General features: G+C 62.1%; 24 protein-coding genes. 23 read left to right on the top strand and 1 reads right to left on the bottom strand.

Translation table 11 applies throughout. From position 1 onward, the window contains the following. Positions 1 to 153: 153 nt before the first annotated feature. The 19 genes from R3F00_RS16765 (at position 154) to R3F00_RS16675 (ending at position 19,399) form a co-directional block, all read left to right on the top strand. Positions 154 to 981 (top strand): FHA domain-containing protein, encoded by an 828-nt coding sequence (locus R3F00_RS16765; protein ID WP_371281314.1) that lies wholly within the window; start codon positions 154 to 156, stop codon positions 979 to 981. 186 nt (positions 982 to 1,167) lie between these two features. After that, a complete protein-coding gene (serC, locus tag R3F00_RS16760; protein ID WP_371281359.1) occupies positions 1,168 to 2,250 on the top strand; it encodes a 3-phosphoserine/phosphohydroxythreonine transaminase in 1,083 nt (360 codons plus the stop codon). Positions 2,251 to 2,358: 108 nt separating this feature from the next. Then, a complete protein-coding gene (gene pheA / locus R3F00_RS16755) occupies positions 2,359 to 3,468 on the top strand; it encodes a prephenate dehydratase (RefSeq protein WP_371281313.1) in 1,110 nt (369 codons plus the stop codon). Continuing rightward, complete coding sequence (gene hisC, locus R3F00_RS16750; RefSeq protein WP_371281312.1) at positions 3,465 to 4,571, top strand: histidinol-phosphate transaminase; 1,107 nt, start codon at positions 3,465 to 3,467, stop codon at positions 4,569 to 4,571. Before pheA ends, hisC begins: the two co-directional genes overlap by 4 nt. Next, on the top strand, positions 4,568 to 5,878 hold the full coding sequence (gene aroA / locus R3F00_RS16745) for a 3-phosphoshikimate 1-carboxyvinyltransferase (protein WP_371281311.1): 1,311 nt from the start codon (positions 4,568 to 4,570) through the stop codon (positions 5,876 to 5,878). The genes hisC and aroA overlap by 4 nt, the downstream gene beginning before the upstream one ends. A 100-nt stretch (positions 5,879 to 5,978) precedes the next feature. Beyond that, a complete protein-coding gene (gene cmk, locus R3F00_RS16740; RefSeq protein ID WP_371281310.1) occupies positions 5,979 to 6,659 on the top strand; it encodes a (d)CMP kinase in 681 nt (226 codons plus the stop codon). A 177-nt stretch (positions 6,660 to 6,836) separates the two neighbouring features. Next, positions 6,837 to 8,504, top strand: coding sequence for a 30S ribosomal protein S1 (rpsA, locus tag R3F00_RS16735; RefSeq protein ID WP_371281358.1), 1,668 nt, complete (start codon positions 6,837 to 6,839; stop codon positions 8,502 to 8,504). A 91-nt stretch (positions 8,505 to 8,595) separates the two neighbouring features. Next, positions 8,596 to 8,919 carry an integration host factor subunit beta gene (locus R3F00_RS16730; RefSeq protein WP_371281309.1) on the top strand — a complete coding sequence of 108 codons (324 nt, stop codon included), beginning with the start codon at positions 8,596 to 8,598 and terminating at the stop codon, positions 8,917 to 8,919. A 200-nt stretch (positions 8,920 to 9,119) separates the two neighbouring features. Continuing rightward, positions 9,120 to 9,407 (top strand): lipopolysaccharide assembly protein LapA domain-containing protein, encoded by a 288-nt coding sequence (locus tag R3F00_RS16725; protein WP_371281308.1) that lies wholly within the window; start codon positions 9,120 to 9,122, stop codon positions 9,405 to 9,407. Next, positions 9,404 to 10,576 (top strand): lipopolysaccharide assembly protein LapB, encoded by a 1,173-nt coding sequence (gene lapB / locus R3F00_RS16720; protein WP_371281307.1) that lies wholly within the window; start codon positions 9,404 to 9,406, stop codon positions 10,574 to 10,576. Before R3F00_RS16725 ends, lapB begins: the two co-directional genes overlap by 4 nt. A 4-nt stretch (positions 10,577 to 10,580) precedes the next feature. Then, positions 10,581 to 11,690, top strand: coding sequence for a glycosyltransferase family 4 protein (locus tag R3F00_RS16715; protein WP_371281306.1), 1,110 nt, complete (start codon positions 10,581 to 10,583; stop codon positions 11,688 to 11,690). Positions 11,691 to 11,749: 59 nt separating this feature from the next. Next, a complete protein-coding gene (locus R3F00_RS16710) occupies positions 11,750 to 13,573 on the top strand; it encodes a polysaccharide biosynthesis protein (protein ID WP_371281357.1) in 1,824 nt (607 codons plus the stop codon). A gap of 23 nt (positions 13,574 to 13,596) precedes the next feature. After that, a complete protein-coding gene (galU, locus tag R3F00_RS16705) occupies positions 13,597 to 14,490 on the top strand; it encodes a UTP--glucose-1-phosphate uridylyltransferase GalU (RefSeq protein WP_371281305.1) in 894 nt (297 codons plus the stop codon). Then, a complete protein-coding gene (locus R3F00_RS16700) occupies positions 14,487 to 14,999 on the top strand; it encodes a hypothetical protein (protein ID WP_371281304.1) in 513 nt (170 codons plus the stop codon). The genes galU and R3F00_RS16700 overlap by 4 nt, the downstream gene beginning before the upstream one ends. After that, positions 14,989 to 16,155, top strand: a complete 1,167-nt coding sequence (locus R3F00_RS16695; RefSeq protein ID WP_371282878.1) for a PLP-dependent aspartate aminotransferase family protein — start codon at positions 14,989 to 14,991, stop codon at positions 16,153 to 16,155. The genes R3F00_RS16700 and R3F00_RS16695 overlap by 11 nt, the downstream gene beginning before the upstream one ends. Positions 16,156 to 16,203: 48 nt before the next feature. Next, positions 16,204 to 17,328 (top strand): alanine--glyoxylate aminotransferase family protein, encoded by a 1,125-nt coding sequence (locus tag R3F00_RS16690; RefSeq protein WP_371281302.1) that lies wholly within the window; start codon positions 16,204 to 16,206, stop codon positions 17,326 to 17,328. 73 nt (positions 17,329 to 17,401) lie between these two features. Continuing rightward, complete coding sequence (locus R3F00_RS16685; protein ID WP_371281301.1) at positions 17,402 to 18,340, top strand: 5'-nucleotidase; 939 nt, start codon at positions 17,402 to 17,404, stop codon at positions 18,338 to 18,340. Positions 18,341 to 18,353: 13 nt separating this feature from the next. Beyond that, positions 18,354 to 18,851 (top strand): hypothetical protein, encoded by a 498-nt coding sequence (locus tag R3F00_RS16680; RefSeq protein WP_371281300.1) that lies wholly within the window; start codon positions 18,354 to 18,356, stop codon positions 18,849 to 18,851. Continuing rightward, positions 18,851 to 19,399 carry a hypothetical protein gene (locus tag R3F00_RS16675; protein ID WP_371281299.1) on the top strand — a complete coding sequence of 183 codons (549 nt, stop codon included), beginning with the start codon at positions 18,851 to 18,853 and terminating at the stop codon, positions 19,397 to 19,399. The genes R3F00_RS16680 and R3F00_RS16675 overlap by 1 nt, the downstream gene beginning before the upstream one ends. Before the next feature lie 13 nt (positions 19,400 to 19,412). On the opposite strand, the gene R3F00_RS16670 is transcribed toward R3F00_RS16675, so the two are convergent. Continuing rightward, complete coding sequence (locus tag R3F00_RS16670) at positions 19,413 to 20,234, bottom strand: polysaccharide deacetylase family protein (protein ID WP_371281298.1); 822 nt, start codon at positions 20,232 to 20,234, stop codon at positions 19,413 to 19,415. Positions 20,235 to 20,395: 161 nt separating this feature from the next. On the opposite strand from R3F00_RS16670, the gene R3F00_RS16665 reads away from it, so the two are divergent. Genes R3F00_RS16665 through R3F00_RS16650 form a run of 4 tightly spaced genes read left to right on the top strand, consistent with a single transcriptional unit; the run spans position 20,396 to position 23,333 of the window. Then, entirely contained in the window at positions 20,396 to 21,568 is a 1,173-nt protein-coding gene (locus R3F00_RS16665; protein WP_371281297.1) for an acyl-CoA dehydrogenase family protein, read from the top strand. Positions 21,569 to 21,610: 42 nt separating this feature from the next. Beyond that, positions 21,611 to 22,165 (top strand): pilin, encoded by a 555-nt coding sequence (locus tag R3F00_RS16660; RefSeq protein WP_371281296.1) that lies wholly within the window; start codon positions 21,611 to 21,613, stop codon positions 22,163 to 22,165. 8 nt (positions 22,166 to 22,173) lie between these two features. Beyond that, on the top strand, positions 22,174 to 22,728 hold the full coding sequence (locus tag R3F00_RS16655; protein WP_371281295.1) for a GNAT family N-acetyltransferase: 555 nt from the start codon (positions 22,174 to 22,176) through the stop codon (positions 22,726 to 22,728). Then, positions 22,725 to 23,333 carry a glutathione S-transferase family protein gene (locus tag R3F00_RS16650; protein WP_371281294.1) on the top strand — a complete coding sequence of 203 codons (609 nt, stop codon included), beginning with the start codon at positions 22,725 to 22,727 and terminating at the stop codon, positions 23,331 to 23,333. The genes R3F00_RS16655 and R3F00_RS16650 overlap by 4 nt, the downstream gene beginning before the upstream one ends. The last annotated feature ends 81 nt before the right edge of the window (positions 23,334 to 23,414 follow it).

Genomic DNA, 23,414 nt, shown 5'->3' with positions numbered 1-23,414 from the left:
ATCGGGACAATGGGGGAAGGTCATGCCGGTGCGCCCGCTATCAAGCCGGAGTCGCCTGCCGCTCATGGCGACCTCGGTGAACCGCCGCGGGGGCAGGTGCCAGTCCTGTCGCATCCTGCTAGAGTGCCGACAATTCCGACAACCCGTGAACCGATGCGTCTGAGCTTTTCCAACGGGGAACATGCCGATGTGCTCGTCGATAGCGGAGTCACCGGTATCGGGTCGGCGCAGGGCAATACAGTCATTCTTGACGCGGGCGGCGTGAAGCCGTGGCATGCGCGTCTGCTGGTCGACCAGCGAGGCATGATTCTCGAGGTCCTCGACGCGCAGGCGCGAACCCACGTGAACGCCCGTCCTGTGGTCGAAAAGGCTCTGCTCAGGCTGGGTGACGTGATCAATTTCGACGCCGTCGCCGCTGTTCTGAAACCCGATCACGACGAGATCATCGACACGCGCGTACCTGCCAGTACGCCGCGGGGCACTACTGCTGCCGTCTCGCGGGTGGTTCTGCGCGGCGTATCGGGTGCGCAGTTCGGCAAGACCATCAGCATCGGCGAGCAGCTTGTGATCGGCAACGGCAGCAGCGGACTCGATCTGGACGAGCCCGGCATGTCGGAGCGTCATGTATCGATCAGCGTCTGCGACGACGCCATCTATCTTCGTGATCTCGACTCCAGCCAGGGAACCGAAATCAACGGCGTGCGGGTGAAGAGTGCCGTCCTCCATCCCGGCGATCAGCTTTCTTTCGGCCGCAATCGTTTCGTGCTCGAGGCACCCGGGTATCCCGCAAGGGGTCAAAGTCTGCCGACCCCTGCAGAGATGGCGCCTGCCATCACGCAAACCCTGGATGCCATCCAGATCGACGATCCCGTCGTGGCAGACGAAAAGGAAGACGACAGTTCCGGGGTCTGGTGGCTGATTGCGGCCGCAGCCCTGATTGGACTGGGAATTGCCGGCTTGCTGTGGTTCGGCAACTACTGACCGGCATCCGCCAGAGGACAGGGCAAGTCTGCGGCAACCAGACCCGCGATCTTGCAGCCGGGAGCGCTGATGGCCTTCCCGGCAAGGCCTTGCTCGCGGGGTAGCGCTTGCGGTAATGCTGCAATGCGCCATATTGTTGCGACATTGGCTGATCGCCGTGGATCGGCCCCGAACAAGGAAAACGTCGTGACTCGTGGCTGCAATTTCAGCGCCGGACCCGCCGCGCTGCCCGAAGAAGTGCTGAGGCAGGCCCAGTCCGAACTGCTTGAATGGGGAAGCGCGCGGGCCTCCGTGATGGAGATCAGCCACCGCAGTCGCGCCTTCATGGACCTGGCCGAGGAATCCGAGCAGGACCTGCGCGACCTGATGTCGATACCCGACAACTATCGGGTGCTGTTCCTGCAGGGTGGGGCGACCCAGCACTTTGCCCAGATCCCGATGAATCTCGCGCGTCCCGACCAGTCTGCGGACTACATCGTCACCGGCGCCTGGGGAGAAAAGGCGGTCCGCGAAGGATCGCCTTATGTGCAGGCGCGCATCGCAGCCAGTTCCATCGATAGCCACTACACGCGGATACCTGCACGCAGTGCATGGGATCTCGATCCGGATGCGTGCTACCTGCACTACACGCCGAACGAAACGATCCATGGCGTCGAATTCCAGGACGTCCCCGAAGTGGGCAACGTACCGCTGATTGCCGACATGTCCTCGGACATCCTGTCGCGTCCGATCGACGTTTCGCGTTTCGGGCTGATCTATGCCGGCGCGCAAAAGAACATCGGTGCCTCCGGTCTCGTCATCCTGATCATTCGTGACGATCTGCTTGAGCGATGTCCCGACTCGATGGCGCGCATTTTCAGTTATGCCGAACACGCGGCTGGACGTTCGCTGTTCAACACGCCGAACACGTACGGCTGGTACCTGGCTTCGCTGGTCTTCAAGTGGCTCAAGGCCCAGGGCGGTGTGGTCGCCATGGGTGAGCGCAACAAGTCGAAAGCGGAATTGCTGTATTCGACCATTGATCAGTCGGACTTCTATTCGAATCCGGTTGAAGCCTCGGCGCGGTCCTGGATGAACGTGCCGTTTTTCCTGGGGCGCCCCGAACTCGATGCAGCCTTTCTCGCCGAGGCCGATGCAGCCGGGTTGATCGGACTCAAGGGCCATCGCGTGCTCGGCGGCATGCGCGCATCGATCTACAACGCGATCAGCCTGGACCAGGTGCGCACGCTGGTCGACTTCATGCGCGATTTCGCCAGCCGTCATGGGTAGGCCGCCTTCACCAGAGAACCTCTGTCCGTTTTCGGCGTCGCTTCAACGATTCCGTTCGGACCGCGAGACCGGGATGTCGGCCGTGAGACTCCACCAGGAACATATGCCATGAGCAACGAAGAGCAGCGCCCGACCACTTCGCCAGATCTCGGTGAGGTGCGTCAGCGCATCGACGGGATCGATCGTGCGATCCAGGATCTGATTGCCGAGCGCGCCAGATTTGCGCACCAGGTCGGCCTGGCCAAGGGGCCGCTGGCTGCAGCTGTCGACTACTATCGTCCCGAGCGCGAGGCACAAGTGCTGCGCATGGTCGTCGACCGCAACGAGGGGCCGCTCAGCGATGAAGTGCTGGTGCACGTGTTTCGTGAAATCATGTCGGCCTGCCTTGCGCAACAGGAGCCCCTGAAGATCGGTTTCCTCGGTCCGGAAGGAACCTTCAGCCAGCAGGCGGTACTCAAGCATTTCGGCCGTTCGGCTCATGGCCTGCCGTTGGCCAGCATTGAGGAGGTGTTTCAGGAGGTGGCCAATGGAGGCGCCGATTTTGGAGTCGTGCCGGTCGAGAATTCGGGGCAAGGTACGATCCAGATCACCCTGGACATGTTCCTCACCTCCGACATCAAGATCTGCGGCGAAGTCGAATTGCGCGTACACCAGTATCTGCTTTCGCGCAGCGGCCGCATCGAGGATATCGAGCGCATCTATTCCCACCCTCAATCCTTTGCCCAGACTCAGGGCTGGTTGCGCAGCAATCTTCCCGATGTCGAAAAGCTGCCGGTCAGCAGCAACGCCGAAGGTGCGCGCCGCGCACGCAATGCCGACGATGCCGCAGCCATCGCCGGGGAGTCTGCCGGGCTGGTCTACGGCCTCAAGAAGGTCATCATGCGACCTATCGAAGACCACGCCGACAACACCACGCGATTCCTGGTCCTCGGTCGACAGATCTTCCCACCGTCTGGTCATGACCGCACTTCAGTGCTGGTCTTCATCAAGGACCAGCCGGGTGCGTTGTTCAACGTGCTGAGTCCGTTTGCCCGGCACGGCATCTCGATGAATCGCATCGAGTCGCGCCCCTCGCATCAAGCCAAATGGGAGTACGCGTTCTTCATCGATCTTGCCGGTCACGTTGAAGACGAGCAGATGCAGAAGGCACTGGCCGAGCTTTCCGCGTTCGCCGCACAGATCAAGATACTGGGCTCCTACCCGGTCGCCGTGCCGTGAATTTCGACGCCGCGGCCCTGGCCAACGCCACCACGCAGGGACTGCGTGCCTATGATCCAGGCCATGATTTGCCAGCCCTGCGTGTCAGGTTCGGTCAACAGCTGGCTGAGCTGGGCTCGAACGAGAACGTGCTCGGGCCAAGCCCGTTGGCACTCGCGGCCATGCGCGATTCCCTGGCGGAGGTATTTCGATATCCCGACCCGCAGGGTGGCGCGCTCAAGCTGGCACTGGCCAGGAGACTGGGGACAGACACAAGCCGCATCCTGCTCGGCAATGGTTCGCACGAACTGTTGATGCTGCTGGCCCAGTGTTTTGCGGATGCCAGCACATCGGTGGTGTTCTCCGAATTCGGATTCGCGGTGTTTCCGATTGCCACGGCGGCTGCCGGCGCACGGGCGATTCGCGTGCCGGCGTTGCCCGGTGACCATGCCACTGCACCGCTGGGCCACGATCTGGCGGCCCTGGCTGCCGCGGTACGCGCCGATACGCGACTCCTGTATCTGGCCAATCCGAACAATCCGACCGGAACCTGGTTTGACGACGGCCAGCTCGAGGCGCTGCTCAAGCACGTTCCGCTGACCACCCTTGTGGTGGTCGACGAGGCCTATTACGAGTATGTGGATGCACCCGGGCTGAGCACCGCACTCAGGTTTGCCGGGCAGTATCCAAACCTCGTCGTAACCCGCACGTTTTCCAAGGCATACGCGCTGGCCGGTCTTCGCGTCGGCTATCTGGTTGCCGACCCGGGCGTCGTGGGCGTCCTTGATCGCCTGCGTGAGTCATTCAATGTCAACGGTCTGGCCCTTGCCGCGGCCGAGGCGGCGCTGTCGGATCAGGCCCACCTTGAGACTGTGCTGAGCTGGACCCGGGATGAGCGCGAATGGCTGCGCACCGAGTTGGCGCAGCGGGGCTATCGGGCGCTGCCGTCGCAGACGAATTTCCTGATGGTCGATCTAGGCGTCGATGCCAGTACCCTGCAGGCCCGGCTGTTCGAGCACGGCGTGATCGTGCGGCCAATGCAGGGCTACGGGCTCGGCAACACGATACGCATCAGCCTCGGCAGCCGCTTCGAGAACGAACGCCTGCTGGCGGCCCTGCCGTGAGCGCGAGGCTGGACTGGGCCAGTACCCGAGCCGGCCCCATCCGCGGTGAACTTCGGGTGCCCGGAGACAAGTCGGTTTCGCATCGCGCGATCATGCTGGCTGGCCTGGCCGAGGGCGTTTCCGAGATCGAAGGTTTTCTGGAAGGCGAAGACACGCTTGCGACGGCAGCGGCATTCGCCAGCATGGGCGTGCACATCGAAACCCCTTCGCCCGGGCGTCGAAGGGTGCACGGTGTAGGGTTGCACGGGCTCGCCGTGCCCGCGGGGCCGATCGATTGCGGCAATGCCGGTACCGGCATGCGTCTGCTTGCGGGCTTGCTCGCCGGACAGGCGTTTGACACCACCCTGATCGGCGACGCCTCGCTGTCGGCGCGACCCATGGGTCGAGTCATCGAACCGCTGCGTGCCATGGGCGCCAGCATCGAGGCGCAACCGGGAGGTTTCCCGCCGCTGCTGGTTCACGGCGGGAGGGCGATGCGTGGTCTGGTGCATGCGCCGCAGGTGGCCAGCGCACAGGTGAAATCGGCAATCCTGCTGGCGGGACTCTACGCCCGCGGAACAACCGAAGTACGTGAAGCGCATCCGACGCGGGACTACAGCGAGCGCATGCTGGCCGCGTTTGGCTGGCCGGTGGAATTTTCGCCCGGCCGGGTCCGGCTCGAGGGCGGGCATCGGCTCGACGCGACCGATGTCGTGATTCCGGCGGATTTCTCATCGGCGGCGTTCTTTATCGTCGCTGCCAGCCTGGTGCCTGGATCGGATTTGCTCCTGCGCTCGGTGGGCGTGAATCCCCGACGTACCGGCCTGCTTGCAGCACTGCGCATGATGGGCGCCGATATCACCGAGCAGAATCCGCACGAGCAGGGCGGGGAGAGGTTGGCCGATCTGCGCATCCGGCATGCCCCCTTGCACGGCATCGATGTGCCGCAAGCCCTGGTCGCGGACATGATCGACGAGTTTCCGATCCTGTTCGTGGCGGCGGCTGCCGCGTCCGGCAGCACCCGCATCAGCGGGGCGAGCGAGCTCCGGGTCAAGGAGTCCGACCGCATTGCCAGCATGGCGCGCGGACTGGCCGCATTGGGCGTGGAAGTCAGCGAACAGGCCGATGGCGCACTTATCCGCGGGGGCACCATCGGTTCCGGACGCATCGAAGCGGCCGGAGATCATCGCGTGGCCATGAGTTTCGCCGTGGCCGGGCTTGTCGCCGACGGGGAAGTGGAAGTGGGTGATTGCGCCAATGTGGCCACCTCGTTTCCGGGCTTTTTCGATCTGGCCAATGGCAGCGGCTTTTCGATCCGGGCGGTTTGAGTGCGTCGTCCCCGTTCGACCGGGAGATGATGCAATTCCTCAGCAACATCGGCGATGCCACGACGTTACAATCAGCACCAGATTCCAATTCCTGACCGGCATGCCGAACAAACCTGTTCCCGTTTTGACCATTGACGGCCCTTCGGGCTCGGGCAAGGGCACGATCAGTCAACTGGTGGCCGAGCAACTGGGCTGGCACCTGCTGGACTCCGGTGCCCTGTACCGGGCAGTCGGCTACGCCGCAGGTGCCGAGGGGCTGGACCTGTCGGACGAAGACGCCGTCAGCCGCTGTGCCGAGACGACGAAGATCCGCTTTCGGGTCCCCGCCGAAGGGGGGGAGACGAGGGTCATCGTCAACGGCCATGACGCGACCGATGAATTGCGAACCGAAACGGCAGGCGCCGCAGCCTCCGCCATTGCCGCCTTTCCGGGCGTTCGGCGCGCCCTTTTCGAGAAGCAGAGAGGCTTTCGCAAGGCTCCTGGCCTGGTCGCGGACGGACGCGACATGGGTACCGTGATATTCCCGGATGCCGGGCACAAGGTATTCCTTACCGCGAGTGCCGAGGAAAGGGCGCGAAGGCGCTATAAGCAGTTGAAGGATAAGGGGTTGAATGTTACCCTTGCCGCCCTTTTGCGCGAGATACAGGCGCGCGACGAGCGCGATGCCTCCAGAACGGTGGCTCCGCTCAGACCTGCAGTGGATGCTCTGACGATCGATACCACAGGTATTCCGGTCGCTGGCGTAGTCGCTGCGGTGCTCTCGGTGGTTCGTCCAGCCTGAAGGCGTGCAAAAGGGAAACGGTCCGGCATTCGTGCCGGTAATTCACGGTGTGCGTGTTTGCACGCCCTCGACAGGTGGGTCGAAATCGACGTTGCGTGAGCCAGAGTGCCACGCCTTGATTGCGGCCTGTTGTCTCCTCTGGATAACTACATGAACGCAAGTGTTGCCGAAACCGCGATGACCGAAAGCTTTGCCGAGATGTTCGAGCAGAGCCAGTCGATCGCCAACCTCAAGCCGGGATCGATCGTTCTTGGCACTGTTGTGGAAATTCGTTCCGACGTCGTCGTCATCAATGCCGGTCTCAAGTCCGAAGGCATTGTTCCGATCGAGCAGTTCCGCAACGAAGAAGGTGAGCTGGAAATTGAAGTGGGTGACGAGGTCAAGGTCGCCCTCGACTCCATCGAAAACGGATTCGGCGAGACCATGCTCTCGCGCGAGAAGGCCAAGCGCTCTCTCGTCTGGGACGAACTGGAAGAAACGCATACTGCCAACGAGAGCGTCATCGGTCGCATCTCCGGCAAGGTCAAGGGCGGTTTCACCGTCGACATCAAGGACGTCCGCGCATTCCTGCCCGGTTCCCTGGTCGACGTGCGTCCGGTCCGCGATCCTTCCTACCTGGAAGGCAAGGAGCTCGAGTTCAAGATCATCAAGCTTGATCGCAAGCGCAACAACGTCGTGGTCTCGCGCCGCGCTGTTGTCGAAAGCGAATTCAGCGTCGAGCGCGAACAGCTGCTCGATCGCCTGCAGGAAAATGCCGTCGTCAAGGGCGTCGTCAAGAACCTCACCGACTACGGCGCATTCGTCGACCTCGGTGGTATCGACGGCCTGTTGCATATCACCGACATGGCCTGGAAGCGCGTGCGTCATCCGAGCGAAGTCGTCAATGTCGGCGACGAGCTGGACGTCCGCGTGCTCAAGTTCGATCGCGAGCGCAATCGCGTCAGCCTCGGCCTCAAGCAGCTCGGCGAAGATCCCTGGGTCGCCATCAGCCGCCGTTACCCGAGCGGCACCAAGGCCGTCGGCAAGGTTTCCAACGTGACCGATTACGGCTGCTTTGTCGAACTCGAAGCCGGCGTCGAAGGCCTGGTCCACGTTTCCGAAATGGACTGGACCAACAAGAACGTCAACCCGGCCAAGGTCGTGCAGGTAGGCGACGACGTTGAAGTCATGGTCCTCGACGTCGATGAAGAGCGTCGTCGCATCTCGCTCGGCATCAAGCAGACCCGCGCCAATCCGTGGGAAGCCTTTGCCGCCATCTTCAAGAAGGGCGACAAGGTGTCGGGTCAGATCAAGTCGATCACCGATTTCGGTATCTTCATCGGTCTCGATGGCGGCATCGATGGCCTGGTCCACCTGTCCGACATCTCCTGGGCAGCGGCTGGCGAAGACCTCGTGCGCAACTTCAAGAAGGGCGACGATATCGAGGCGGTCGTTCTCGCCGTCGATCCGGAGCGCGAGCGCATTTCGCTGGGCATCAAGCAGCTCGAGCAGGATCCGTTCGGTCAGTTCATGGCCAACAATCCGCGCGGCAGCATCCTCAACGGAACCGTCAGGGAAGTGGATGCCAAGGGAGTCACCGTGGATATCGGTGAAGGCATCGAAGGCTATCTGCGCGCCAACGACATCGCCAAGGAGCGCGTTGACGACGCGACCCTGCATTTCAAAGTGGGTGATCCGGTTGAAGCCAAGTTCATCGGCATGGATCGCAAGGGCCGTGTATTGCAACTGTCGATTCGCGCCAAGGACGAGGAAGAGTTGCAATCCGTACTTGACGACTATCAGGGTTCGACCGGTGCGACCACACAGCTCGGTGCCTTGCTCAAAGAGAAGTTCAACCGCGAGTAATAGCGGGATGGCAGAATCGTTGCATTGGATCTGTCATTGAATCCATGGTGCCCACCACGGAGGTGGTGGGCACTTCTTTGTTCCGACAACTGTGCGACCAGCGATGACCAAATCCGAACTGATCGAGGCACTTTCCGCGCGCCAGCAACATCTGGCGGCCAATGATGTCGAGTTGGCTGTGAAGAGCATGCTGGAACAGATGACGCACGCACTGTCCAATGGCGATCGTATCGAAATTCGCGGATTTGGCAGCTTTTCATTGCACTTTCGACCACCGCGCATGGGACGAAATCCGAAGACCGGCGACGCGGTCGCCTTGCCCGGCAAACATGTGCCACACTTCAAGCCCGGCAAGGAATTGCGTGAGCGCGTAAACGGCGGCAAGCGCCACGTTTCCACGGACAACGCCCACTGATTTTCCTCGGTACACCCTTGCAGGCTGTTGTAGTGCGCTCAGACGACCGCGAAGCAGGGCAGAAGGAGTGGAAAAGCGCAATTTGCATGCGGTAGACGAGCAGCTGAGGCTCCTTTCGCCGCCGCATCGCGCCGACTGATTGGAATTTCAGCAGCCTGATAGACTCGCCGATTGGCGAATCTCCCCTGGAGACGTTGGTCATGCGACTTGGCGTGGTGGTGATGATCCTGATTTCGGTCGCTTTTGGCGCGACCTTTGGTGCCCTGAACTCCGAGCGTATCCAGTTCGATTTCTATCTGGCCGAGCTGCAGCTGCCCAAGGGTGCGGCACTGCTGGCGGCCCTGCTGCTGGGCTGGGTGCTTGGCGGCTTGCTGGTCTGGTTCTTGCGGGTGCGGCGGCTGCGAAGCGAATTGCGTCGTTGCAAGCGCATGCTTGGCGAATCCAGGGCCGAACTGTCTACCGGCGGCAATCCTGTTGGCGACGCATGAGCGAACTCTCCCTGCTTTTCCTGTTGCTGCCTGTTGCCGCTTTCTCCGGCTGGTACGTGGCCCGGCGTGGAAGTGAGCGCACCTCGGGCGCGCGTGTCAGCGAGCTTTCCAGCAACTACTTCCGCGGCCTGAACTACCTGCTCAACGAGCAGCAGGACAAGGCCATCGAAGTCTTCCTGAAGCTCGCCGAGTACAACCGCGATACGGTTGAAACGCATCTTGCACTGGGTAACCTGTTCCGACGCCGGGGCGAGGTCGACCGGGCCATCCGCGTGCACCAGAATCTCATCGCACGGCCAAGCCTGAGTGACGAAGAAAAGACAGTGGCTCTGCTCGAGCTTGGCGAAGACTACATGCGCGCCGGCCTGCTTGATCGAGCCGAGACCCTGTTTACCGATCTGGTTTCGATGAACGCGCTTGCGCCTTCCGCATTGACCCATCTGGTGTCGATTTACCAGCATGAACGTGACTGGAACAAGGCCATCGAAAACGCCACCCGGCTGGAGGCGGCCACCGGCGAGTCCTGTGGCGCCATGATCGCCCAGTTCCATTGCGAGCTTGCCGAGCAGGCGCGCGCAGCCCGCGACTGGAAGCGCGCCAAGGAATGCCTTGCAGCAGCCCTCGATGCCGAGCCTGATTGCGTACGGGCGAGCATGATTCGTGGTCATATCGAAGCTGCCAATGACAATCTCGACGCTGCCATCAAGGCCTTCGAGCATGTCGCCGACCTCGATGTCGACTATGTGCCGGAAATCCTGTCGCCGTTGCTCGATTGCTATGCCAAGGCCCAATGCATGCAGCGAGCGGAAGAATTCCTGCTCAACATGACCGAGCGCTATCAGGGCGTTTCGCCGGTGCTGGCACTGGCCAGTCTCTACAGCAGGACCCAGGGCGAGAAGGCTGCCGTCGAATTCCTGACCCGCCAGTTGCACCAGCGTCCGTCTGTGCGAGCCCTGGTCGCCCTGATCGACGCCAATCTTCACACCGCCCGCGACGAGGCCCGGGAAAGTCTGCTGATCCAGCGCGACCTGACCCGGAAGTTGCTGGAGGGGCAGGCCATGTACCGCTGCACGCGTTGCGGTTTCGGTGCCAAGGCGCATCACTGGCAGTGTCCGAGCTGCAAGAACTGGAGCACGGTCAGGCCCATCCACAGCGTGGTTGGCGAGTAGTCGAATGCAGGGCATCGATGCTGCCTGGTTCGCCCTGCTACCGGCTTTCGTTCTGCTTTCGGCCTGTCTGACCGGGTTGAGCATCGGCTACGCACACCGTCGTCAACTGATCGATCATCCTGGCCGGAGGCGATCGCATGACCTGCCGACGCCGAGGGGTGGGGGCATCGGGATCGTGATTTCGGTAGTGGCGGGACTGGTACTCCAGGGATTTGCGCTGGACGGTTCCCTGAACTGGGGCGAGAGCCAGGTCCATTGGGGTCCCTCAGCGTTATTGATGTTGATTGCAGCGATCTCGCTGGTCGCGATCGTTGGCTGGATCGATGACCACCGTGGCCTCGGTGCGGGATTGCGCCTGGGCGCGCATTGGGCGGCCGCGGTCCTGCTCGGCTTGCCGGCACTCCTCCTGCTTGCTGCAGAATGGGCGGCGAATCCGGCCGCTGGCTGGATGGCGGCCGCCATGCTGGTTTGTTGCGTGGCCGTCGTCTGGTCGATCAACCTGCACAATTTCATGGACGGCATCAATGGCCTGCTGGCCTGCCAGGCGGTGTTCGTCCTTGTCGTGCTGGCCTGGATCTGCGCGCAGGCGGGCCGCGGTGACGCTGCATGGACGATCGCCCTGTTTGCGGCGGCCACGCTCGGATTTCTTCCTTTCAATTTCCCGCATGCGCGAATCTTCATGGGCGATGTCGGCAGCGGCGTCGTCGGACTGCTGGTCGCCGTCGCCATCGGCTGGCAAATCGCGGCCACACCCGCACTCTGGATGGCGGGACTGATAGCGGTTTCGGCCTTCATGGTCGACAGCACCTGCACGCTGCTTTCACGGATGCTCAGTGGCCGACGTTGGTATAGTGCGCACCGCGAACACCTTTATCAGTGGCTGGTGCGTTCCGGATTCAGCCACAAGGGCACGGTTGGCCTGTATATGGGCTGGAATCTGCTGGTTGTATTGCCAGCCTTGTACTGGTGTGGCGCACTGAATGCGCATGCCGGAAACTTGAGCGGGAAGGTTCAGGGAAGCCAGGCCATGCTGGCCGTCTATGCACTTGCGGTCGTGGCCTGGATTTTCGGCAAGCGCTACTGTCTCGGAAAACGACGGATCAACGGATCGTGATCAACAAAGTCATCGCCAAGATCCATCCCCGCCTCGCCGTGGTCGTCCACGATCTGACGATGGTCTGGCTGACCTGGACCGCCATCACGTCATTTCGGTGGTCGTTCGAGGCGGAGCGCCCGGAACTCGGCCTGTTCGGTCCCGAGGTCTGGCTGGTGCTGGCTGCTCAAGGTTCGATCTTCTGGATGACTGGTCTGTACAAGGGGTTGTGGCGGTTCGCCAGCCTGCCAGACCTGTGGAACATCCTTCGCGCGGCGACCCTCGGTGCGCTGGCCATCGCCATCACCCTGTTTCTCTATAATCGCCTGGCCACCGTGCCGCGTACGGTTCTGCTGGTGTATCCGCCGGTTCTCGCGGTCCTGCTGGGACTGCCGCGACTGGCCTATCGCTACTGGAAGGACAGCCGGCTCGATTTTCTCTCGCGTTCGCCGGCGATGCGCGTTCTTGTGCTCGGTGCAGGTCGCGCCGGAGACACGCTGGTGCGTGGCCTCGTACGCGAGAATCGATACCGCCTGGTGGGCATCCTCGACGACAACCAGCAGATCCGCGGCGCACGCATCCATGGTGTGCCGGTGCTGGGCAATCTCGAACAGTTGCCCGAGCTCTCGCGCGAAACCGCAGCGCAGATGCTGCTTATCGCCATGCCCTCGGCGACCAGCCCGCAGATGCAGCGCGTGGTGGGCTTGTGCGAGCAGACCGGCCTGCCATTCCGGACCATGCCCCGACTGGCTGATGTCGTGGCCGGACGCTCGAGTTTCGGTGAACTGAAGGAAGTGGCCATCGAGGACCTGCTTGGGCGCGAGCAGGTGCAGCTCGACTGGACATCGATTCGGACCGGGATCTCCGGCAAGCGCGTCCTGGTGACTGGCGGCGGAGGTTCGATCGGATCGGAATTGTGCCGTCAGGTCGCCCGCCTCGGTGCATCGGCGTTGACCATTCTTGAGTTGTCCGAATACAACCTCTATCGAATCGAGCAGGAACTGCGGCGGGAATTTCCCGATCTGCTGCTTGACGCGCGGATTGGTGACTGTGGAGACCAGCCTGGCTGCGAGCGGGTCTTCGCGGTGGCGCGGCCCCAGGTGGTCTTTCACGCCGCTGCCTACAAGCATGTCCCCTTGCTGCAGGAGCAGCTGCGCGAAGCGTTCCGCAACAACGTGCTGGGTACGCAAGTGGTCGCGCAGGCCGCCGATCGCCACGGTGCTGAAAGCGTCGTGCTGATTTCCACCGACAAGGCCGTCAATCCGAGCAGCATCATGGGTGCCTGCAAGCGCGCAGCGGAAATCTATTGCCAGAACCTTGCAACCCAGTCGAACACCCGGTTCATCACGGTAAGATTCGGAAACGTGCTTGATTCTGCCGGCTCCGTGGTTCCGCTGTTTCGCGAGCAGATACGCAAGGGCGGGCCGGTCACGGTGACTCACCCTGAGATCACGCGCTACTTCATGACCATTCCCGAAGCCTGTCAGCTGATCCTGCAGGCCAGCGTGCTCGGCAAGGGCGGCGAGATCTTCGCCCTCGACATGGGCGAGCCGGTCAAGATTTCGTACCTGGCCGAACAGATGATCCTGCTTGCCGGCAAGCAGCCCGGCCGTGACATCGAGATCGCCTATACGGGTTTGCGTGCTGGCGAGAAACTGTTCGAAGAGCTGTTCCACCCGCTCGAGAACTACCAGGCAACGACCCACGCGAAAATCTACCTGGCGCAGCCGCGCCTGATGGCGTGGAGCCTGCTCGCGATGCAGATGCAGCAAGCCGAACTCGCGGTTCGCGAATTCGATGAGCCGCAGTTGCGCCGGATACTTGATTCTCTTCTGCCGGAATTCGAGGTGCGTGACATCGAGAGTTCAGCAGAGGTCCTTCCGTTTGCAGCGCGTCCTTCCTGATTCCGGTCCTGGAGATTGATTCGATGAGTAGCGGGCGCTTGCGCAAAGTGGTCTTTCCGGTAGCCGGGTTGGGTACACGATTCCTGCCAGCAACGAAAACGGTTGCCAAGGAGATGTTGCCCGTGCTGGACCGGCCACTGATCCAGTACGCAGTCGACGAGGCCGTGGATGCCGGCGCCGACACCCTGATTTTCGTGACCAATCGCTACAAGCATGCCATCGCCGACTATTTCGACAAGGCCTACGAGCTTGAAAGCAAGCTGGCCAGATCGGGCAAGGAAGATCTGCTTGCGCTGGTGCAGGGCACCCTGCCGAGGCATGTCCGCTGCGTCTTCGTTACCCAACCGGAAGCCCTGGGCCTCGGTCATGCCGTGCTCTGTGCAAGGCCGGTTGTGGGCGACGAACCTTTCGGTGTCGTTCTTGCCGACGATCTGATCTGGAACGGAAACCCCGGATCCGGTCGCCCCGGCGCACTGCGACAGATGTCGGAAGTGGCCGCGAGGGAAGACGCGGGTGTTCTTGCGGTCGAGGAAGTGCCGCACGCGGACACGCGCAAATACGGCATTGTCGATGCGGAGCCGATCTCGGAACGTGCCGCGCGTATTCGGCTGGTCGTGGAAAAGCCGGATCCTGCGGCGGCGCCGTCCAACCTGGCCATCGTCGGACGCTACGTACTCCCGTCGAACATATTCGGATTGCTTGAGAACACCCGGCCGGGTGCCGGTGGAGAAATCCAGTTGACCGATGCCATCGAGGCGCTGCTGCACGAAAAGCCGGTTCTGGCCTACCGCTTCGAAGGCACCCGGTTCGACTGTGGCAACAAACTGGGACTGGTCCAGGCGACTTTGCACATGGCCTTGCGCGACGCCCAGATAGGCGAGGAGACCGCCAGGCTTGTAAGGAGCCTGGCGCAGTGAAAGCCGTATTGGTCGTGATCCTGCTCAGCCTGGCTCGGGCCGTGTCGGCCGACTCGAACAGTGCGCAGGCCTTCGAGCAGCTGAAGAGTATTGTCGGCCAGTGGCAAGGCGTGACCGAGCGTGGTCGCAGCCTGAGAATCGACTATGCGACAAGTGCGCGCGGCTCGGTTCTTGTCGAGACCTGGCAGCCGGGCGCATCGGGCGAGACGATTTCGGTCGTGCATCTGGATGGCAGCAGGCTCATGGCTACCCACTACTGCGGCCAGGGCAATCAGCCGCGACTCGTCATGGGTTCAAGTGACGGCAAGCGATTCGTGTTCGAGTATCTGGATGCCAGCAACCTGGCCGACCCCGATGCCTCGCATCTGCACCGGCTCGAATTTGTCCGGCAGCCCGATGGCAGCCTCGAACGCATCGAGACCTACCTCAGCGGTGCGCACTCCGAGATCAGCAAGGTCAGACTGACCCGGCTCGAACGCATCGGCGACGAGGATATCCATGGACCTTAGCTACATCCTCAACCACCTCGGCGAGGAGCGCGAGAAATATCACGGAGCGGTGGTCCCGCCGATCACCCAGTCGTCCATCTTCGCCTTCCCGAGCGTGGCCGACATGCGAACAGGGTTCTCGGATGAATTTGCCGAGCACATGTACACGCGCGGCAACAATCCCACCGTCGCGATCCTGCGCAAGAAGGTGGCGGCACTGGAGGGCGCCGAGGACTGTCTTGCATTCGGCAGCGGTGCCGCTGCGATTGCCGCGGCTGTATTTGCCAGCGTGCGCAGTGGAGACCACGTCGTCTGTGTGGCCCGACCCTACAGCTGGACGCGCAGTCTGCTGCGTGACCTGTTGCCGCGATTTGGCGTAGCCACCACCTTCGTGGATGGCACCGATACCGGCAACTTCGAGCGCGCTCTCGAGTCCGCGACGCGGCTCATCGTTCTCGAGAGTCCGAACTCGATGACCTACGAACAGCAGGATCTGGCTGCCGTCGCCGCACTGGCTCGCGAACGCGGTATCCGGACTCTCTGCGACAACAGTTACGCAACACCGCTCAACCAGTCGCCGCTTGCCGACGGTATTGATCTCGTCGTGCATTCGGCAACCAAGTATCTCAATGGCCACAGCGATGTCGTGGCCGGGATGCTGTGCGGCAGCCGGGCGATCCTGCGCGATGTGTTCAAGGGCCCGTACATGACCTTCGGGGCCATTCTTTCGCCGCACGATGCATGGCTTCTGTTGCGCGGCATGCGCACCCTGGCTGTGCGCATGGAGCGCATTGCCGCGACAACCGCGAAGGTACTGGCTTTTGCCGAGGGGCACCCCAAAATCCGGCAGGTCTACCATCCGCAAGCCTCATCGAATCCGCAACTCGGCCTGTCCGAGCGCCAGCTCCGCGGCTCCAGCGGTCTGTTGACCATCGAGCTGGATGCCGAGGACGTTGCCGGCGTGGAGCGCTTCTGCGATGCCTTGCAGCGATTCCTCATGACCGTGTCCTGGGGTGGCTACGAATCACTGGCGTTTCCGGTTTGTGCGGTGTTTCCGCCCAACGCGCCGCTGCATTCGGCATCGCCGGTATCGCTGGATCTGGTCCGACTCTCGGTGGGTCTGGAAGAGGCGGACGTGCTGATTGCCGATCTCGACCAGGCACTGTCCCGAATCTGAGCCGGTCCCTGCTGTCTCCATCCCTTCATGACTTCGACAAGGAACTCCATGTCCAGTTTTCAGCCACCCGACGTCCTCCTGCTGGGACCGGGTCCTTCACCCGTATCTTCTCGCGTGCTTGATGCCATTGCGCGTCCGACCATTGGCCACCTCGACCCCCGCTTCATCGGCATGATGGAAGAGCTGAAGGAGTTGCTGCGCTACGCGTTCCAGACCCGCAACGCGCTGACCGTTCCGATTTCTGCCCCGGGTTCGGCGGGCATGGAAGCGGCATTCGTCAACCTGATCGAACCCGGCGACAAGGTGGTCGTCTGCCAGAACGGCGTCTTTGGCGCTCGCATGCGTGAAAACGTCGTGCGCATCGGAGCGACGCCGATCATGGTCAGTGATCCTTTCGGCAAGCCGATTGACCTTGAAAAGGCGGAAGCCGCACTCAAGGCCAATCCGGGCGTCAAGGCGCTCGCCTTCGTGCATGCGGAAACCTCGACGGGTGTCGAATCGGATGCCGCGGTGCTGTGCGCGCTGGCCCGGGAGCATGGAGCCCTGAGCATTGTCGACGCGGTCACCAGCCTGGGCGGCATCCCCTTGCTTGCCGACGAATGGGGCGCGGACGCCATCTATTCCGGGTCTCAGAAGTGCTTGTCCGCCCCGCCGGGGCTGTCGCCGGTAACATTCAGCGAACGGGCGGTAGAGGCCCTGAAATCCCGGCGCACACCGGTGCAGAGCTGGTTCCTCGATCTGAGCCTGATCATGGGTTACTGGCAAGGTGGCGGCGCGCGCGCCTACCACCATACCGCTCCGATCAACATGTTGTACGGGCTGCATGAAGCCCTGCTGATCCTGCGCGAAGAGGGACTTGACGCTGCATTTGCCAGACATCGTCACAATCATCTGAGACTCAGGAAGGGTCTGGATGCCATGGGCCTCGAGTTGTTGGTCGCCGAAGAGTCGCGCTTGCCCCAGCTGAATGCAGTCGTGGTTCCCGAAGGCGTCAGCGAGATGGAAGTACGCAAGCGTCTGCTCGACGAATTCTCGATCGAGATCGGTGCAGGTCTCGGCGAACTGGCCGGCAAGATCTGGCGGATTGGCCTGATGGGCGCAGGTAGCAACGAACGAAGCGTTGATCGCGTCCTCGAGGCACTGGCCGTCTGCACTGGACGCAAGGCCGCTTGAGTGCAGCAGCGTTTGCCTGCGCCTGGCATCGGTTCGTGGGCGAATCTGCCGGCATTGCCTTAAGATCACCGGCATGAGCACTCCGGTTTCCCCTGGTCCTCCTGAAGAACAGGTCTCCACGCAGAAGCTTGTCGTGGCGATTTCTTCGCGGGCGCTGTTTGACCTTGGCGACAGCCATGAGTTGTTCGAGCGCCAGGGACTGGATGCCTACGCGCGCTACCAGATCGCGCATGAAGACGAGTTGCTCGCGCCCGGCATCGCCTTTCCGCTGGTGCAGAAGCTGTTGCGACTGAACTCGCTGGCTCCGGAGGCCCCGAGGGTCGAAGTCATCCTGCTCTCGAGAAACTCTGCCGATACGGGACTGCGCATCTTCAATGCCATCGAGCACTACGGGCTTGATATCGTCCGCGCCGCTTTCACCAACGGCGCCCCCACTGCGGCCTATGCGCACCCTTTCGGCGCCAACCTTTTCCTTTCCGCGAATGTCGATGATGTGCGGCGTGCGCTAACGGCGGGAGTGGCGGCGGCAACCATTCTTCCATCCAAGGCGCCAGAACTGCCCTCGGAACAGTTGCGTATCGCGTTTGATGGCGATGCGGTGATCTTTGGCGACGATTCCGAGCGCGTCTCCCGGGATGAAGGACTGGAAGCCTTTCATCGCAACGAGACCGAACGGGTCAATGAGCCTCTGGCAGTCGGACCCTTCCGCAGCTTTCTCGAGTTGCTGCACAGTATCCAGGCCGCCTTCCCGATAGAGAATTCTCCGATTCGCACCGCGCTTGTCACGGCGCGGTCGGCACCGGCGCACAAGCGCGTCATCCTTACCCTGCGAAACTGGGGCGTGCGCCTGGACGAGGCGCTGTTTCTCGGCGGCCGTTCGAAAGGGCCGTTCCTTGAAGCCTTTGGTGCAGACATCTTCTTCGACGACTCCATGCTCAATGTCGATTCGGCACGACAGCACGTGGCTACCGGCCACGTTCCGCATGGCGTTCACAACAGACCGGATCAGTAGGAGGTTTGTTGAAATGAGCAACATCGACGACTTCATCATCATCAACGAGGCCGAACAGGGGCCGGCATTCGCGACGGAACTGTTCCAGCGCAAATACAAGCTGCCGGTTCCGGAATTTCCGCATCATGTGGTCGCCTGTTTCCGCGAGCCTGATGGCAGGTTTTCAGTGGCCTGCTACATCCACTTCACGGATTGCGGCGACATCCTGCTGGGTGGCGGCGCCTGTGTGGATGATCGCGTCCTGCGCAGGATGAGCGCCGAGCAACGCGACTGCGTCCGGGCTTCCGGCGGGCTGTACCAGCACACGCTTGGCTGGGCCCTGCGTCACTTTGGCCCGCGTTATTCGGCTGTATTCGGTTACTGCGGCGACGCCCTGGCCGAGCGCGTGGATCGCGCGGTCGGGTTTGAGTCGACCCGCCACGATCGTCTGCTCGTCTACTGGACGCGAGAAGTCGAGCGGAGGCTGCAGGACCAGATGATAGCCAAGGCACACTCCTTTGAACCGTTCTAGTGAGCACGATCATGCATAGCGGAGAACACTTCGATGCGCGCGAAGGCCTGCCGGAAAGCCTGCGCGAATTCATCACCATCACCGAGATTGACCACGGCGACTTCCTGGTCAGCGACTTGTTCAAGCGCAAGTTCGGCCATCCGCCGCCTGGCCAACCGCGACATCTCGTGGGCCTGTATCGGGATGCCGAGGGCAGCCTGCATCTGGCCGGTTATTCGCACATGATGCCGTTTGGTGATGTCTATCTGTCCGGAGGCTCATGCACCAACGGCGATACGGTGCGGCGCATGACAGAGGCGCAGCGAAGCGCACTGCGCGATGCGGGTGGTCTCTGGTTCCACATCGTGAAGTACGCATTTCGCAAGTATGCCGATTGCTGTGATGCCTTCTTCGGCCATTGCGGGGACCCCCGCGCGCTTGAGGTTTCTCTAGCCGCCGGCTTCATCAAGACCGAACATCCGCATGTCATCGTCAACTGGCACAAGCCATTGCATCCGAATATCCAGCGCGCCCTGATCGCCAAGGTGCATGCGCTCGGAGCATTCTGAGCCGCGCTTCCGGTTAGCCCGCAAGGATGTCGCGCAGCGCCTCGGGTGTTTTCCAGTGCCAGCCACAGATGTAGCGGGGCAGGTTCCAGCGGTCACTGTCCAGCGTAACCGGCACGGCACCATCGCCCATCGCGGCAAGCATTCCGTGTTCATCAGCAAATCGCGGGAAATACTCGGCTCGGAGGTATTCGGGCACATGGCTGAACGGATAGCAGAAGATTTGCGTGCGTGAAGGCGCGATGCGCTCATTGATGTAGTCGGTTGCCGCTGCAATTTCTGCCCTGGCGCGAGGGAGACTGTCCACTTCCAGGAACGAGCCGCGCTGCATGCCCTCGAGGCCGGGCAGCTTCACGGCCGGGTGGTTGTGATCCCAGCTGTGGTTTTCTATGCCGATCAGTCCGGAGCGTTGGGCGTCCTTCCACCATGCTTCGCTCATCCAGCCGCGGCCGGCGAGGCAGCCGCGGTCGATATGTTCGCGTGCTTCGGGCGATGCGATGACAAAGCAGGTCAGATGCAGATCGGGCTGCGCATCGACACCGAATTCGGCTTCAAAATCGAGAAGGCAGTTGTACAGACTGCGCTGGGGTCCGTGAATCGGATGGTCGAGATCATTGAAGTCGAAGTTCGAGCCATCGTCGCAGGTGAGGGCGACGCAACCTTCCAGATCGCGATTGCCGCTGCCAACGACCTGCTCGACAACCCACTGCAAGGGCACGATGCGCAGGCCGAGTTCATGGATCAGGCGGAGGTCGGCGGCAAACGCCAGCGGATCGTTGCTGGCGTAGTCGTTGCCGGCAATATTGACGGCGTGGTAGGCAAGAACGGGTACGCGCATGGGTCAGGGAGCATGGAACGGGCGGCCAGCATAGAGGTCGATGCAGTCATCGCCAATAGCAGCGATTCTCGCTGATGTGCAGGTTTGTCGCACAGACGGCAGTGTTCCCGCCTCGCCGCGCCGTTTACAATAGCCTGCTTTGCCACCCCCGGATCCCAGCCATGGCCGCTACACCGCTCAATCCCGTCGATCTCTACGATGTCCGTTCGCTGCTCACCGAAGAAGAGCAGGCCGTACAGGACACGGTGGCCCGCTTTACCGACGAGCGCGTGATTCCCATCATCGGCGACTGTTTCGACAAGGCCGTGTTTCCGCACGAACTCGTTCCTGAAATGGCCGAGCTGGGTCTTCTCGGTTGCAGCTTGCCGACGGAATACGGTTGCGCCGGCCTGAACTCTGTCAGCTACGGGCTGATCTGCCAGGAACTTGAGCGCGGCGATTCCGGCATCCGCAGTTTCGCCTCGGTGCAGTCGTCCCTGTGCATGTACCCGATTTTCGCCTACGGGACCGAGGAGCAGCGCCAGCGCTGGCTGCCCGACATGGCCGCCGGAAAGGTCATCGGCTGTTTCGGGTTGACCGAACCGCAAGGCGGGTCCGATCCGGGCAGCATGAAGACCACGGCGAAAAAGGATGGCGCCGACTGGATCCTGAACGGATCGAAGATGTGGATAACCAACGGCAACCTGGCCCATATCGCCATTGTCTGGGCGCAGACCGAGGACGGCATCCAGGGCTTTGTGGTCGAGAAGGATTTCCCCGGCTTCAAGGCCCAGGAAATTCACAAGAAGATGAGCTTGCGCGCATCGGTCACCTCGGCCCTGTTCTTCGACAACGTGCGTGTCCCCGAAGCCAACCGCCTGCCGAACGTCAAGGGCCTCAAGGGTCCGCTGGGCTGCCTGACCCAGGCGCGCTACGGCATCACCTGGGGCCCGATCGGTGCCGCTATCGCGTGCTTTACCGAAGTGCTGGACTATTCCAAGAATCGCATCCTGTTCAAGCAGCCGATTGCCTCGCGCCAGGCGGTCCAGCTCAAGCTGGCCGACATGGCCCGGCGTATCACCACGGCCCAATTGCTCTCGTTGCAACTGGGCCGGCTCAAGGATGCCGGCACGATGCAGCCAACCCAGGTTTCGCTGGCAAAATGGAACAACTGCCGCATGGCGATCGACATCGCCCGCGAAGCACGCGATATCCTTGGTGGTGCCGGAATCACCACGGAGCACTGCCCGATTCGGCACGCGCTGAACCTGGAGTCGGTGATTACCTATGAAGGCACCGAGACCGTGCACCAGCTCGTGGTCGGAAGAGAGGTAACCGGCATCAATGCGTTCTGATGGCCGGATGATGTTGCGGCGATGCCCACAGTGGAGAATGGAATGCGTCAGGCGATAACGACGTTCGTTGCGGCCCTGCTCGGTGTGCTGGTTGCCCAGTTCGCATTTCATTTCTACGAGCGCTACGAGGATGAGCGCGCGGAAGCCGCCCTTGATGCCGAACTGCAGGCCAGGGTCGAACAGGGCAGGCAGTTGGCGGAGCAGACCTTGGCCGAACAGCGTGCTGCACAGGCGATCCGGGAAGCCCTGATCGCGGCTTCCGGGGCCAAGGTTTCCGTTTCCGAGTACTACATGACGACCGGGCAAATGCCGGCCAGCAATGCCGAAGTGGGTCTCGGGGAACCCGACTCCTATCGGGGGCAAAGTCTGCTTTCAATGCAGGTAGCCGACGGCGGAAGAATCGTGCTTGCCTTCGATGCGGCTTCCGGAGTCGAAGGCGGAACGATCGAGTTGACGCCCGATCTGGCCGGGCATGAATCAATGGGGGTGCAATGGCTGTGCACCACGAACGATTTTGTCAACGTGGCTCGAGCCTGGCCCGGCTCGGGCTGCGAATACACCGGACAACAAGGAAGCGGTGCCGCTTCAAGCCAGTAGAACTGTCGATGGACGCGTCGCGCAATCGCATTGAAACCGAACGCCTGATCCTGCGTCCGCCGGAAGCGCAGGATTTCGAGCCCTGGGCAGCGTTCGCGGCCGATGCCGAGGTCATGCGTCACATGGGTGGCGCACAGCCGCGCTCGTCCGCGTGGCGCGGTTTCATGACCATGGCAGGCGCCTGGCAAATGCAGGGGTTTGCGATGTTCTCGGTGATCGACAAATCATCCGGCAAATGGATCGGTCGCCTCGGCCCCTGGATGCCCGACGGCTGGCCCGGCAGCGAAGTCGGCTGGGGAATCGCTCGCGAATACTGGGGCAAGGGGTTGGCGAGGGAAGGCTCGATTGCGGCCATGGACTGGTCGTTCGAAACGCTGGGCTGGAGCGAAGTGATCCATACGATTTCGTCCGACAACACGGCGTCGAAGGCGCTCGCCAAGCGACTGGGGTCGAACTACAGGGGCATCGGGCATCTGCCGCCACCGATCGACATGGACATTGAAATCTGGGGCCAGACGCGCGCCGAGTGGCAGGCCCGAAAGTGGGCGGGAGAACGCGAATGATGACCGTGTATGGCATGAAGGTCTCGGGCAATTGCTACAAGCTGCAACTGCTGTTGGCGCGCCTGCAGAGGCGCTATCGCTGGGTCGAGGTCGACAGTGCACGTGGCGAGACCCGAAGCGCCGAATTCCTGGCTCGCAATCCGAACGGCAAGGTTCCGGTACTGGAGCTGGAAGATGGTCGGGTCCTGACCGAGTCCAATGCCATTCTGTGCTTCCTGGCCGAGGGCAGTACGCTTATGCCGGAGGATCGCTGGCAGCGCGCACTCGTCCTGCAGTGGCTGTTCTTCGAGCAGTACAGCCACGAACCGTATATTGCCGTGGCGCGCTTCATCCGCTTGTTTCTGCCCGCGGATCACCCTCGCCGGGGCGAATTGCCGCGCCTGCTCGAGCGCGGGCACCAGGCACTGGCGGTCATGGAGCAGCACCTTGCCGAGAGTCGAACCTTCTTCGTCGGAGACTCGCCGACCATCGCCGACATTGCCCTGTTCGCCTACACCCATTGCGCTGCCGAAGGCGGATTCGACCTGTCGGGCTACCCGGCCATTCTGACCTGGCTGGCATCGGTGCGGGCGCAGCCCGATTTCATCGCCATGGCCAGCGCCTGAACGTGGCCTCGGCCGATGCGGCGTCTTCATTGCCTGCATCGGCAACGGCTGCCAAGCCGGCTACAATAGTCGACTCACCGA

Source organism: Dokdonella sp. (assembly GCF_041395345.1).
GTDB lineage: Bacteria > Pseudomonadota > Gammaproteobacteria > Xanthomonadales > Rhodanobacteraceae > Dokdonella.
Note: the sequence above shows the minus strand (reverse complement) of the source record. Positions and strands in the feature narration are given on the sequence as shown.